The following is a 14461-nucleotide window of genomic DNA, read 5'->3' as shown; positions in this document are numbered from 1 at the left end:
TGATGAAAACATTACAAGTATTGTTGATAATCCTGACCTTATCTTTTTCTCCGGGTATGGTGTACTCCACACAGCAACAGCAGGTAGTGGTAAAGGGAGAGGTTGTGTCTGAATCCGGAGAGCCTCTTATGGGGGTCACGGTATACCATGAAGAAAGTGGTGCGTATACAGTTACCGGTTTTGATGGGGATTTTGAACTTGGCTTACCTGTTTCCGAGGGTGTTTTACAAATATCTTATTTAGGGTATAAAAGCCGGGAGGAAGCTTTTAGTACAGATCACAATAATCTTACCATCATTTTGACAGAAGATGTGACTGCACTTGATGAAGTATTGGTAGTAGGTTATGGTACCCAGAAAAAGGAAAACCTGACAGGTGCTGTAGATCAGGTAAGTTCTGATGTGTTTGAGAACCGCCCTATAACAAATCTTTCACAGGGCCTTCAGGGAGCCATAGCCAACCTGAATATCATTCCTGCCGATGGAAAACCGACACAATCGGCAACATTTAATATCAGGGGAGCCACTTCAATAGGTCAGGGCGGAAATGCCCTGGTCCTGATCGATGGAGTACAGGGCGATCCGGCATTGCTGAACCCTAATGACATCGCAACCGTCTCGGTGCTTAAGGATGCTTCATCGGCAGCCATTTATGGGGCCCGTGGTGCTTTCGGAGTGGTTTTGATAACGACCAAAAATCCGGGAAAAAGTAAGATGTCTGTTACATATTCCAGCAATATAAGTATAAAAACACCTACGGTATTGCCGGATTATGTCACAGACGGATATACCTGGGCAAGTATGTTTAATGAGGCTTTTTCAAGCTGGAATAATTATGCCAGTACTCCGCAAAATGTAAATGTCAGCATGAATTTTTCCCAGGAATACCTGGCTGAGTTACATCGCAGGTCATTGGATCCGGATGCCCCGATAATAGAAATAGATCCGGTTACGGGAGAATATGTGTACTACGACAGTACTGATTGGATGGATCTGTTATATAAAAACTCAACCCATGCCGTAGATCATAACATATCGATATCAGGGGGTACTGAAAAAGCAGATTTTTATGTAACCGGTCAGGTATTAAAACAACCCGGTTTGTTCCGGTATAATTCTGATGATTACGCCATGTATAATTTCAGGGCTAAAGCCTCTATGCAACTTTTTCCGTGGCTCAAGGTGGGAAACAATGCGAGTTTCTCAAACACCAAATACCACAACCCCATAATTGTCGGGGGTAACGGGGATGTCTGGCGGGTGATGGCGGCTGCCGGATTTCCAATGTCACCGGTGTTTAACCCTGATGGTACCTTAACACATACGGGGGCTTTTTCCATAGGCGACCTGTACTATGGGAAAAATAGCCTGGATAAGGATAACAGGGTGTTCAGGAACACTACTAATTTTGAAGCAGATTTCCTTGATCATGCTTTTAAGGTAAAAGGAGATTTTACATATCAATCTACCGGTAGTTACGAAACCCGGAGAAGAGTTCCGGTGCCGTATAGCAGAACACGTGGAGTTATAGACTATCTGGGGGCTGCATACAATGACTACAGGGTAATTGACGGAGATTCGGAGTATCTGGCAGGAAATATTTACGGGGAGTACAGCAAGTCGATACACGATACCCATAACTTTAAGGTTTTGGGAGGGTTTAATTATGAATCGAATACTTTTAAGAGAGTGGGGATGCAGCGCAACGGACTTTTGTTTGAGGATGCCAGCGATATCAACCTTGCAGTAGGTGAAAGTATGATCACGTCCGGAGGATATGAAAAATGGGTGATAGCAGGAGGGTTCTTCAGGTTTAATTATGATTTCAGGAACCGGTACCTGCTGGAAGTAAATGGTCGTTATGACGGTTCGTCAAAATTTCCTGAAGATCAGAGATATGCATTTTTCCCTTCGGTTTCTGTGGGATGGAATATTGCTTCCGAACCTTTCTGGAAAGTACCTGATGAGATCGTGTCTAATTTAAAGGTACGTGCTTCATACGGTTCACTGGGTAATGGAAATATCAGTTCGTATATGTTTCAGGAACTGTTGAGCATCGGACGTTTGAACAAGATTCTGAATGGGGAGCTACCTTCCTATACTACGGATCCTTCGGTATTGCCTGATGGTCTGACCTGGGAGACGGTAACTACCAAAAATATCGGTGTAGACCTGGCAATGTTAAGAAACAGGTTAAGCCTGTCTATGGATGCTTATGTACGTACTACCAGGGATATGTTTACTGCAGGCCCGGAATTACCGGCTATTTTCGGAGCCGGCTCTCCCAGGGGAAACTATGCCGATTTGGAAACCAGGGGATGGGAAGCCTCCTTGTCCTGGAGAGATGGTTTTGATATGGCTGCAAAGCCTTTTAACTACGGTATCAGTGTTAATCTGGCCGATAACATTACCAAAATACTGAAATACAACAATCCCACCAGGCGGCTAAACGATTATTATGAAGGACAGATTCTGGGAGAAATATGGGGAAAAGTAACCGATGGTTTTTTCTTGTCTGCATTAGATGTAAAAACGTCTGCAGACCAGAGCCTGTTCAGTACTACGGCAGTTGGTGTCTGGAGACCGGGCGATATTAAATTCAGGGATCTGAATAATGACGGGATCATAGATAACGGTGAAAATACCGCAGATAAACCGGGTGACAGAAAGGTAATAGGTAATTCCAGGCCACGCTATTTATTCGGGGTCAACCTGAATGCCGACTGGAACAATATATTCTTTAATGCATTCATACAGGGTGTAGGAAAACAGGACTGGTACCCCAGCAGGGGAGCAAGTGATTTTTGGGGGCAATACAATGCACCGTATTCCACAGCTTTAAAATCACATATCGGAAATATATGGACTCCCGAAAACACGGATGCTTATTTCCCGAGATATACCGGATATCTGGCCTGGGCAGCAGGTGGAGCCCTGAGAGAGGTTCAGACCAGATATCTTCAAAACGCTGCTTACGTAAGGTTGAAAAACCTGCAGATTGGTTACAATATACCCGATGAGGTATTGAGCCGGATCGGGATAAGCAAATTACAGGTATACGCGTCGGGAGAAAACCTTTTTTCGTTTTCACCATTGTATAAAAACACCAAAGCCCTGGACGTGGAAAATATCGGAGCATCAGATCAGGATGTGTCAAACCAGAATTATGGTGACGGATTCAATTATCCGATTTTAAGAAGTGTGTCCTTGGGATTCAGCCTAACGTTTTAAAAAATAAAATTATGAAAAACATATTTTACGCTGGCCTGGTAATTTTGACGATGGCAGGTTGTAGCGAGCTGGACCAGGAACCGGTATCTGCGGTAGGCCCTGAAGCGGTATTTAACTCCGAAAGCGGGTTGAATCTGTACGCCAACTCTTTTTACACTATACTGCCTGATGCCACAGATATTATCAGGGCCGATAATATGTCTGATATTGCCGCGAGAAAGGAAGTTCCTGATTTTTTCAGGGAAGGTGCCTTTGGCCCGCAACAAAGTTCGGGATGGACATGGGACAGGCTGAGAAATATTAATTACTTTCTTGAAAATAATAATAGTGATGAACTTTCGCCGGAGGTTCGTGATCATTACAATGGTCTTGCGAGGTTTTTCAGGGCATGGTTCTATTTTGACAAGGTAAAGCGGTTCGGTGATGTGCCCTGGGTATCAAAAACCATTGATGTGGAGGAAGATGAAATACTTTATGCGGGAAGAGATTCCAGGGTAGTGGTTATGGATTCTATTCTCAGTGACCTGGACTATGCCATATCCCATATAACTGCGGAAAGTGATGACTCGCGTTCTCTGATCACCAGATATGTGGCAGCGGCCTTTAAGTCGAGAGTAGCTTTATTTGAGGGTGCTTTCAGGAAATATCATACCGATTATGGACTTGTTGAAACTGCAAATGATTTGTTCGAACAGGCTGCTGATGCGGCAGCATTAGTGATCGATGAAGGTGGTTTTTCATTGAATACTTCCGGGAACACTCCTTATTACGATCTGTTTACGAGCAAATCGGTCGTCACTTCAGAAGTGATTCTGGCCAATATATACGATTTGGAACTGGGTATTTTACATGATGCCAACTGGTATTATACCAGTTCCACTTATGGAGACAGGTTAAATTTAACACGCCGTTTTGTCCATACCTACCTCAGTATAGACGGTACACCTTTTACATCGAAACCGAATTATTCGAGAATTGGTTTTCCGGAGGAGACATACCAAAGGGATGAGCGTTTGTCACAAACTATACGTACACCGGGATACGAACGCGTGATAGGTGGTGAAATCGTTGCTTCTCCTCCGGTATTTTCATATACATACACAGGTTATCAGCCTGTTAAATGGGTATTGAAAGATGCTTTTTACGATAGCGGAAGCAACAATGACAATATAATTCCGGTTATTCGCTACGCCGAGGTATTGCTCAATTATGCTGAAGCATTGGCGGAATTAGGAACATTGACCGACGAGGATTGGAATACTTCTGTCGGAGCATTAAGGCGCCGGGCCGGGATAACCAACGGAACAACGGCTTTGCCTACCACGGTGGATCCTTATCTGCAGGCTGAGTTTTATCCGGGTATTTCAGATCCGGTGTTGCTGGAAGTGAGGAGAGAGCGCGGAATTGAACTGGCTCTTGAAGGCTTCAGGTTTTACGATCTTGTGAGATGGGCCAAAGGAGACTTGTTTGAAAAAAACTGGAATGGGTTTTATGTTGCGGAATTAAATGTGCCTATGGATTTGAATGACGATGGGGTTAACGACGTGCTGTTTTACCAGGGTACCCCTCCTAATCAGCTTCCCGGAGTAACTTATGTAGATGTATCTGATAATATCAGGGGAGACGTAAACCCCATGAGGCTGTCTAATGGCAACAGGGGTGAAATTTCCTGGCTTGAGCATATCTCTATTACCTGGAACGATAAGTTCTACCTGTATCCGATACCGGAAAGAGACAGATTGATGAATCCGGAACTGGGACAGAATCCGGGATGGTAAACTAAATTAAAAAATCATATGAAACATATATTTGTGCTGTTGGCTGTGTTCCTTCTTTCTTGCTCTGGCGATGATGAAGGTCATCCTGACGGAGAAGGAAACGGAACAAAGGGAACCTTAAAGGTAATGTCTTATAATATTCATATTGCAAACCCGCCATCGGAACCCGGGGTTGTGGATATCAATGGTATCGTGAATGTAATTAAGGAAGCGAATCCGGATCTGGTAGCTTTACAAGAGGTAGATCGATTTACAAATCGTTCGGGGAATGATCTGGATCAGGCAAAGGAAATAGCGGAACGGACCGGAATGAACTATTATTTTGCAAAAGCCATGAATCAGGACGGAGGAGAAATAGGACAGGCTATCTTGTCCAGATATCCGATAGAGGCATCAGACACTCATTTATTGCCGGGAGCTGATGGGGTGGAGGCTTTTATGAGAAGTATTGGTGTGGTCCGGATTGAAATGGAAAACGGTCAAAAAGTAATTTTCGGAGCCACTCACCTGGACCACCTCACCGATAAGAGCAGGCGGGCCCAGGCGAGAGAGATGATCATTTATCTGAGGGACACCTATCCGGAACTCCCCGTAGTAGTTGGCGGAGATTTAAATATGCCTCCGACCAACGAGATATGGAACCTTCTCAATACAGCATTTACAAGGGGATGCGATGTTGTTTGCCCGGGAACCTTTCCCGCTTCCAATGCAAGAACCACCATAGACTATCTTTTTATAAACAAAACGGCGGATTCCATATTTGAAATTGACGATTATTACACGATTCCGGAAACGTATGCGTCAGACCACTTACCGCTTGTCATGGAGTTAAAATTTACAACAGACCAAAATAAAAAATGATGAAGATGAAATATTTATATGTGCTTTTTGCCCTGCTGTGTTTCGCATCCTGTGCTAATGAAAGGAAAAACAAGGGCAGTGAAGAAGAAAAGGAAGTGATAAAGAATACCCTGAAGGTGATGTCGTATAATATTCATATTGCACAACCACCGTCAAAACCGGATATAGTGGATATTGATGCCATTGTCCGTACCATTGAGAAGGAAGATCCGGATTTGGTAGCTTTACAGGAAGTAGACAGGTTTACCGAGCGTTCCGGAAAGCATCTGGATCAGGCAAAAGCGATTGCCGATAAACTGGGGATGCATTTTTATTTTGCGAAGGCAACAGACCGTTCGAATGGGGCGTATGGTCTGGCCGTTTTATCAAAATATGCCATTATAAACAGTAATAAACAGATTTTAGGAGCCACATTGGAAGTAGAGCCAAGAACAATAGGTGTGGTAGAGGTCGAAATAGCAAGGGGGAAAAAACTGCTTTTTGCAACTACACATTTAGACCATCATGAAATCGATGAATACAGGGCTGTACATGCCAGGGAAATGATTGCCTTTCTGAAAGACTATGCAGATTTTCCGATTATTATCGGTGGCGACTTTAACATGTTGCCTGACAATCAGGTCTGGCAATATATAGAGCCGGATTTTAAAAGGGCTTGTGAAACCTGCCCCAATACGGCACCTACACCGGACCCCATTCGTGCTATCGATCATTTTCTGTTAAATGGCATCGGGTTATCGACGTTTGATATAGTTGATTTTTATACTGTTAATGAAACGTATGCATCGGATCATCTGCCTATTGTGATGAAATTGGAATATTAAAATTGGTTCTGTTTTTAACAGAATGATATAAATGAAAATAAATGTTGAGCTTGACTAAAGAAACTTTTATATCTTATAAAAATATATATCAGGATAATCTGCTGAAACAAACCGTACCTTTTTGGGAAAACTATTCTCTGGATAAAGAATACGGGGGATATTTTACCTGTCTTACTGCCAACGGTAATGTATATGATACTGATAAGTTCATCTGGTTGCAATGCAGACAGGTTTGGACATTTTCAAAGCTGTATGGCAATTTTGGTGCTGATAAAAACTGGTTGGAAATCGCCACGCATGGAGCAGATTTTCTGGAAAACTATGGGAGGGGAAAGGATGGCAGCTGGTATTTTGCTTTAGACCGGAAAGGACATCCGCTGGTACAGCCATATAATATTTTTTCAGATTGTTTTGCTGCCATGGCCTTTGGACAATTGAGCAAAATTACCGGCGAATCGCGATATACTGAGATTGCAAAAACCACTTTTCAGAATATATTGGAACGCCAGGAAAATCCGAAGGGAAAGTACAATAAGGCCTATCCCAATACCCGTGAACTGCAGAATTTGGGCTTGCCCATGATTTTGAGTAATCTGGTACTGGAACTGGACCATATATTGCATGGAGAGGTTATTGAGCAACAACTCAATTCAGTCAAAGATAAAATTGTGAACCAGTTTTACAAACCGGAATATGGGATTATTTTGGAAAATGTCGGTCTTAACGGGGAAATTAGTGATTCGTTTCAGGGACGACATATCAATCCTGGTCACGGATTGGAAACCTTGTGGTTTTTAATGGATATTGCCGAAAGGCAGGGGGATTCGGAACTTATACTCAAGGGGGTGGATATCGTTATTTCAACACTGGAATACGGATGGGATGGTAAATACGGCGGCCTGTATTACTTTATGGACCTGAAAGGGTCGCCACCGGAACAATTGGAATGGAGTCAAAAACTGTGGTGGCCGCATATTGAAGCGATGATAGCCTGCTTGAAAGGCTTCTATCTGACCCGTGATATGAGATGCTGGGAGTGGTTTGTAAAGCTTCACGATTATACCTGGGAACATTTTGTAGACGAAAAGTACGGAGAGTGGTTCGGTTACCTTACTCGTGAAGGAAAAGTTAACCTGGAACTGAAAGGTGGAAAATGGAAGGGCTGTTTTCATGTTCCCAGAGGACTGATGATACTTTCTTTACTTATGAAAAACCTGGAAGAATATGCCGGAAATATGGAGTGCAAAGCGTAACCTGAGGTTTATTTAGGAATAGATCTTCGGTTTCTATGGTAATTTTTAACAAGGACTGTCCGTACAAGGATGGTCCTTTTTTTCTTGGATATACTATGCTATAACCTCATTTTTCCTTTAAAATCGTAGGAAAGACAGAAATTATGTATGAATTAACTTCATTATGAATAACAAAAAACAACAATTTTTTAACGTTATATTTTGCATAAAAACTTAGCATTTAATATATTGCAAACTCTTTAATTCAATATTTGATTTGGTATTTTTTATTAGTTAACCTTAATTATTTAAATTTTAAGTATTATGTCATTTAAAGCAACACTGGATGTTGGCGGCAAGAAAGTAAATATCTTGAACGTCAGCTACGATCTGGCACAGGAAGTAGATGCCACAGGACGTCCTTCATCGGTAACCCGTGGAGGGCGCATTAATTTTACGGTAGAATCCACCGGAGATTCTTTCTTCTATGAGTGGATGACCAATAATTTCGAACGCAAGAACGGAACCATAACCTACCTGAAGCGGGATACTGAGGCCAAGCTGAAGGAAATGAAATTTACCGAAGGGTATATGGTGAAGTACAAGGAGAATTTTGATCACAACGGAGACAATCCCCTGACGGAGACCTTTACGGTATCCTGCAGAATGCTGGATTGTGGCGGTGGTAACCATACCAACGAATGGGTATAGCTGCCCCTGTCCGTTTTTTTCTGTAACGAACAAATCAAATATGACCGGGGGATGGTGAAGTGCCGTCCCCTTTGTTTATGTTTTTCCTGAAATAACAATTACGGTAAAAAATATAAAATTCAGGAAAATAAATCCATGAGGGTTATAATGGCAATCATAAACACGATATCGCTGTTTACTTCCAGGAACTTTCTTATAATGCCCATTGCCTTGCTCATCTGGTATTTGACCGTATTGACGGAAATGCCCATTTCACGGGCAATTTCTTCATAACTCTTACCCTGGTTTCTGGACATTTGAAAAACCAGCCGGCAGCGTGGAGGTAGTTTTTCCATGGCCCTGGACTCGAGCCAGGCATAATCCTGTTCTGAAAATTCCCTGTCCATGGTTTCCCCGGCCTGGCTTTTATAAAAGATGGCTTCCAGAAGTTTTTTGTTGTTGGCCATTTTCGTCAACAGGTTGAGGGTAAGGTTTCGGGTGATGGTAAATATATACGATTTGAGAGACAGTTCAGGGTTTAACCCTTCCCTTTTCAGCCATACCCTGAGGAATACTTCCTGGACAATTTCTTCTGCATGGGGGGGCGATTTCAATATGCTTAAACTGTAGGCATAAACATCCTGCCGGTAAAGATCAAAGAGTTTCCGGAAAGCCTGTTCATTTCCTTCCCTGAGCTTTAAAACCAATAGTTTGTCAGTATTTTCCTTGTTTTTAGCCATTCGGATATCCCGTTTTGATAAAAAAGAGATTTCAATGATTCCCTTGCCTGTGATATGGGGATACAAATAAACATTCGGTTCCGGCTTTTTGAGATTGTCTTACCATGAATACGGCGGATTTTTCCACAGTCAAAAGAGCCTTGAGGATGAATTTGTTATGGTGCAATATAGGAAATCATGTGTAATTACGGATGTTCCGTGCTACAAATATTTGTTAGGTTAAGGTTATGTTTTTCCCGGAAAGAAGGGTACTTCTAAGTCTTTTTTGAAGAAAATAAAAAAATAATGGTCTTCCTATAGTAGTTTGAGCCGGGTCGGCGGTATTATATATAAAGGTCCGGAAATGAAGCGTGAAGACTATATAAAACAACTGTTATACAAATTTGTAAAAGGGGAATGTACTTCGGAAGAAGTAGATGAATTGGTAGTATATCTGCGGCAGGATGAGCCAGGAGAGGAATTCCCGTATGTGGAAGAAGTATTGGAGACTTTGGAGGAACGGGCGGAGATGGGCAATGACAGGGCGGATGAAATTTACGACTGGATACTGAAAAAGGGCGAAGCGCAAAAAAACACCGGAAAAGACAGGTTCCGGAAAAAGAGAGCAATACTTCAGTATGTTCCGGTAGCAGCGGTTTTTATCGTATTGCTGGGAATAGGCGGATATTTCGGCTGGGTAAAAGACCGCCTGAAAACGGCTCCGGCATCCCTGGCTTCCGAACACATCGTCCTGGAAACCAAAGACGGGAAAGTAATGGTGCTCCCGGAGCACGGACAGCTTCAGCTTACCGATAAGGAAGGGAATGTAGTAGGGGAACAGGAAGGGAATAGACTGGTGTATAGCGATAGCGCATCGGATAACGGCAGTGCCGGGTACAATACGTTAAGAGTTCCGTACGGCAAGCATTTTGAACTCCGGTTGTCTGACGGCAGCGAGATCTATATGAACGCGGGGTCTTCCCTGAAATACCCGGTAAATTTTTTAAATACGGATAAACGGGAGGTCGTTCTTCGGGGAGAAGCTTTTTTTAAGGTGTCCGGGAATAAGAATAAACCTTTCATTGTCACCGCAGAGAACCTGGAAGTCGAGGTTCTGGGTACCGAATTCAACGTTTCTTCTTACCGGGAAGACGAGGTGACCAATGTAGTACTGGTAGAAGGCTCGGTAAAACTGGGAGCCCCGGGGAACCGTGAAGCACTGGCTGTTCTGGAACCCGGACAACGGGCAAATTTCGATCATAAGGATAAGGGGTTGGAGATCGATGAGGTGGATACCGGGATTTATACGGCCTGGATGAAGGGGGAACTGGTTTTCAGAAATATGAGTTTTGACAATATCCTCAAGAAGATGGAAAGGCATTACAACATCAGGATTGTCAATAATGATAAGGCTCTGGGGCAGGAAAAGTTCAACGCCGGTTTTGAGAACGAACCCATAGAGGCGATCCTGGATTATTTTGAGACCATTTACGGGATACATTATACCCGGAAAGAAGATCAGCGTATTATTATAAACCCTTAAACCCTGAAAAAAATGAGATGAAGTAAAATTACTATTGCCAGAAAACGGTCATAAATCGGGGGAATGTTGCAGCATTCTCCCCGATATGAAATGTGGCTGAAAAACGAGTATCACCAACATTTAAGACATTAAAGGTATGAAAAAACTATGCCATAGCATTACTGAACATTCTTTTTTTAAAACCAGCCTGAAAATGAAGCTTTCCTTATTGCTCATTTTTATTTCCCTCTTTGGCCTGCAGGCCAGGGATTCTTATTCGCAGAATATCATTACCCTGAACATGAAGGGAGTAAAAGTGACGCAGCTGCTCGACACGATCGAAAGCCAGACGGATTATAAGTTTGTGTATAAGATAAAAGATGTGGATCTGCAGCGTATTGTTGAGATCAGGGTCGATAAAGAAAATATCCGGAATGTTCTGGAAACGATCTTTAACGATACGAAGACCGGATATGAAATTATAGGGAACCAGATCTTTTTGACGGAGGTACGGTATCCTCCGGGATCGGGTTCACGAAGTATTATGGGGGTACAATCGGTCATTACCGTAAGCGGGACGGTTACGGATGCCGATACGGGAGCCCCGGTACCGGGTGCCAATATAGTGGAAAAGAACACCACAAATGGGGCCATCACCGATTTTGACGGAAATTATACGATTGAGGTACCCGAAAATGCGATTCTCGAGGCAAGCTATATGGGGTATACCACCCGGCAAATAGAGGTCAATGGCCGTGAACGTATCGATATTGTCATGAAAGAAGAGCGATCGGTACTGGAAGAGGTTGTAGTAGTAGGATATGGAACCCAGAAACGGGCTAATCTGACGGGGGCCGTATCGGAGGTCAGGGGGGATGTTCTGGAGAACCGGCCGGTAGCCAATGTCGGTACCGGAATCCAGGGATTATTGCCGGGAGTTACCATTACGTCTTCTTCCGGGCAACCGGGGAGTCCGGGAATGAACATTACAGTGAGAGGGGTAAATACCATTAACAGTAGTACCAGCCCCCTGATCCTGATCGACGGAGTAGCCGGGGGAGACCTGAATCTTCTGAACCCCGACGATGTGGAAAGCATTACCGTGCTGAAGGATGCTGCTTCCTCGGCAATATACGGGGCCCGTGCTGCCAATGGGGTCATACTGGTAACTACCAAACAGGGCCAGGGGAAAACGAAGTTCAGCTATTCCAGCAATTTCGGGATACAGAAGCCTACATCCCTGCCCGAGTTGGTTAACGGAAGAGAATATATGACGCTTTCCAACGAAGCACGCCGGGCCAGGGGCATAGCTATTCCGTATTCGGAAGAGGCTTTTGCCAATTACGATTCCGGAAACTTTCCCAATGATTATTCCAATACAGACTGGGTAAACCTTATCTATAAGGACTATGCCACCCAGCAGAGCCACAATTTTAATGTTAACGGAAGTACGGAAAAAACGTCCTATTTCATGTCTTACGGTTACCTGGACCAGACCGGGCTGATCGTGGGCGACGGGTTTAAATCGAGCAGGCACAATGTGCGGCTGCGGTTGACTACGCAGGTCACCGACCGGTTAAAGCTGGATGGCAATATCAGTTATGTGGATTTTGCCAGAAGAAATATCGGGGGGTCGGGAACAGGAGGCGTTTTCCGTCTCAGCCAGCGTATATCTCCCCTGTTGCCGGTTAGATGGCAGCTTGAAAATGATGAAGGAGGATATACGGATTCTCCCTACTGGTCGTATGGTTCCGTGCCCAACCCGGTACGGACAGCTTATGAGTCGGGATATACCAAGGTCAACTCGAGGACGTTTAACGGTAATTTTAAAGCGACGCTGGACCTCTTTGAGGGGATGTATGCCAATGCGCGTTATTCCTATAATTACTATACACAGGATGTCAAATCGTGGCGGCCCACCATGCCGAGGTTCCTGGCAGATGGTACTCCCAATCCTTCCAATGAAAATGCGAAGAACAGTATATCGCAGACTCATAGGAGCATTGTTACCCAAACCTTAAATACCACCCTGAATTACGAAAAGCAGCTGGGCAGGCACGACATCAAATTCCTGGCCGGGTTTTCCCAGGAATGGGCATACCTTCCCGTGCTCTCGGCATCCCGAAGAAATATATTGCTCGACGGTGTGGAGGAAATAGATGTCGGGACCGAAGATATTGTCAACGGAGGTACGGCAGAGCATTGGGCCATACGTTCGTATTTTGGCCGGTTCAATTATAATCTGGATGAAAAATATCTTTTTGAAGCCAATATCCGTTACGACGGTACATCGAGATTTTCGAAGCAAAACAGGTGGGGAGTATTTCCTTCTTTTTCCGCCGGGTGGAATTTTTCCAGAGAGCAATTCATGGATTTCTCCGGATCTGTTCTGAACCTGGGAAAATTACGCGGTTCGTGGGGGGAATTGGGAAACCAGAATATCGGGAGCAGTTATTATCCTTATCTGACGGAGATCGAAAGACAGACAAAGGCCTATCCTATCGGTAACAGGGAAAATGTAGGTTTCAGACAGTACGCACTGGCCAATCAGAATATTCAGTGGGAAACCATACGGATGCTGAATTTCGGACTGGATATCCAGATGCTGGACTATCGGCTGTCGCTGTCGCTGGACTGGTTTGAGAAAAACAATACCAATGCATTGTTAAAGCCTATTTATCCCGGTATTATCGGGAAAACGTCTTCCGACGATCTGCCTCTTGAAAATATCGGTTCCATAGAAAACAAGGGATGGGAAATCAATGTCGGATGGCACGATAACATAGGGGAAGTCGAATACGGGATTTCCGCAAATTTATCCGATGCCAGGAATAAGGTCACCGACCTCGGTACCAGTGCTCCTTATCTGGGCGACAGGATACGCAGGGAAGGAGACCCCGTAAATGCCTATTACGGCTATTTGACCAACGGTCTGGCCCAGGTAGATGATTTTGAGAGCTATAACGAAACTACCGGGAGGTACGAAAACCCGGAATTTGCAGTGATCAGCAGTTATGCCGATATCATACAGCCGGGAGATGTTGTTTACAGGGATATCAGCGGAGAGAACGGGGAACCTGACGGGCAGATTGACGATTATGACAAGGTGGTCTTCGGAAACCCGTATCCCCGTTATAATTATTCGTTCCGGGGATTTGTCAACTGGAAGAATTTCGACTTTTCATTCTTCTTTCAGGGCGTAGGGAAGGTGAATGGTTACCTCGCCGATGAGGCCCGTCATGCCTTTATCAATGATTACTCCGTTCCCAAAACGGCACACCTGGACCGGTGGACCCCGAACAACCCGGGGGCTTCCTACCCGAGAATGTATTATCAGCCCGACCACAATACCGTCTATTCCGATTACTGGCTTGAGGATGCTTCTTATCTGAGATTGAAAAATGTGCAGTTCGGATATACGCTTCCTTCGGAACTATCCGGCAAGTTTTTCGTAGAGCACTTCAAGATCTATATGTCTATGGAAAATGTGTTTACCATTACGGATTATTTTGGTGGTTTTGACCCGGAAGTAAGAGAGACTTCAGGGGATAACTATCCGCAGGTCAAGACATTTTCATTGGGCGTAAAGCTTTTATTCTAACTTA

At 44.0% G+C, this 14461-nt stretch carries 9 protein-coding genes; 8 read left to right on the top strand and 1 reads right to left on the bottom strand.

Annotation, left to right across the window (positions count from 1 at the left end; all coding sequences use genetic code 11):
- The first annotated feature begins 2 nt into the window (after positions 1 to 2).
- The 6 genes from DN748_RS13700 (at position 3) to tssD (ending at position 8636) form a co-directional block, all read left to right on the top strand.
- On the top strand, positions 3 to 3230 hold the full coding sequence (locus DN748_RS13700; protein WP_112372392.1) for a SusC/RagA family TonB-linked outer membrane protein: 3228 nt from the start codon (positions 3 to 5) through the stop codon (positions 3228 to 3230).
- Positions 3231 to 3241: 11 nt separating this feature from the next.
- A complete protein-coding gene (locus DN748_RS13695) occupies positions 3242 to 5008 on the top strand; it encodes a RagB/SusD family nutrient uptake outer membrane protein (RefSeq protein ID WP_112372391.1) in 1767 nt (588 codons plus the stop codon).
- 18 nt (positions 5009 to 5026) lie between these two features.
- Positions 5027 to 5869: an endonuclease/exonuclease/phosphatase family protein gene (locus tag DN748_RS13690; RefSeq protein ID WP_112372390.1), complete on the top strand. Its 843-nt coding sequence runs from the start codon at positions 5027 to 5029 to the stop codon at positions 5867 to 5869.
- Positions 5870 to 5874: 5 nt separating this feature from the next.
- Positions 5875 to 6693 (top strand): endonuclease/exonuclease/phosphatase family protein, encoded by an 819-nt coding sequence (locus DN748_RS13685; RefSeq protein WP_161554565.1) that lies wholly within the window; start codon positions 5875 to 5877, stop codon positions 6691 to 6693.
- Between the two features lie 68 nt (positions 6694 to 6761).
- Positions 6762 to 7946: a n-acyl-d-glucosamine 2-epimerase gene (locus DN748_RS13680; RefSeq protein ID WP_410528313.1), complete on the top strand. Its 1185-nt coding sequence runs from the start codon at positions 6762 to 6764 to the stop codon at positions 7944 to 7946.
- Positions 7947 to 8249: 303 nt separating this feature from the next.
- Positions 8250 to 8636: a type VI secretion system tube protein TssD gene (gene tssD, locus DN748_RS13675; RefSeq protein WP_112372387.1), complete on the top strand. Its 387-nt coding sequence runs from the start codon at positions 8250 to 8252 to the stop codon at positions 8634 to 8636.
- Positions 8637 to 8755: 119 nt separating this feature from the next.
- Here the strand turns inward: tssD and DN748_RS13670 are convergent, their stop codons facing one another.
- Positions 8756 to 9355 carry an RNA polymerase sigma factor gene (locus tag DN748_RS13670; protein WP_112372386.1) on the bottom strand — a complete coding sequence of 200 codons (600 nt, stop codon included), beginning with the start codon at positions 9353 to 9355 and terminating at the stop codon, positions 8756 to 8758.
- Positions 9356 to 9698: 343 nt separating this feature from the next.
- On the opposite strand from DN748_RS13670, the gene DN748_RS13665 reads away from it, so the two are divergent.
- Positions 9699 to 10877 (top strand): FecR family protein, encoded by a 1179-nt coding sequence (locus tag DN748_RS13665; protein WP_146746616.1) that lies wholly within the window; start codon positions 9699 to 9701, stop codon positions 10875 to 10877.
- Between the two features lie 193 nt (positions 10878 to 11070).
- The gene (locus DN748_RS13660) at positions 11071 to 14457 is read left to right on the top strand and encodes a TonB-dependent receptor (protein ID WP_112372431.1); all 3387 of its coding nucleotides are present in this window, start codon (positions 11071 to 11073) and stop codon (positions 14455 to 14457) included.
- Positions 14458 to 14461: the final 4 nt, after the last annotated feature.

This window comes from Sinomicrobium soli (genome assembly GCF_003285545.1).
In the GTDB taxonomy this organism is placed as follows: Bacteria; Bacteroidota; Bacteroidia; order Flavobacteriales; family Flavobacteriaceae; genus Sinomicrobium.
This window is presented reverse-complemented; position numbering and strand designations above follow the sequence as displayed.

Bases quoted from the DNA above. Each gene is read 5' to 3' on its own strand.
- DN748_RS13700 (WP_112372392.1), top strand. From the start codon at position 3: ATGAAAACATTACAAGTATTGTTGATAATCCTGACCTTATCTTTTTCT.
- DN748_RS13695 (WP_112372391.1), top strand. From the start codon at position 3,242: ATGAAAAACATATTTTACGCTGGCCTGGTAATTTTGACGATGGCAGGT.
- DN748_RS13690 (WP_112372390.1), top strand. From the start codon at position 5,027: ATGAAACATATATTTGTGCTGTTGGCTGTGTTCCTTCTTTCTTGCTCT.
- DN748_RS13685 (WP_161554565.1), top strand. From the start codon at position 5,875: ATGAAATATTTATATGTGCTTTTTGCCCTGCTGTGTTTCGCATCCTGT.
- tssD (WP_112372387.1), top strand. From the start codon at position 8,250: ATGTCATTTAAAGCAACACTGGATGTTGGCGGCAAGAAAGTAAATATC.
- DN748_RS13670 (WP_112372386.1), bottom strand. From the start codon at position 9,355: ATGGCTAAAAACAAGGAAAATACTGACAAACTATTGGTTTTAAAGCTC.
- DN748_RS13665 (WP_146746616.1), top strand. From the start codon at position 9,699: ATGAAGCGTGAAGACTATATAAAACAACTGTTATACAAATTTGTAAAA.
- DN748_RS13660 (WP_112372431.1), top strand. From the start codon at position 11,071: ATGAAGCTTTCCTTATTGCTCATTTTTATTTCCCTCTTTGGCCTGCAG.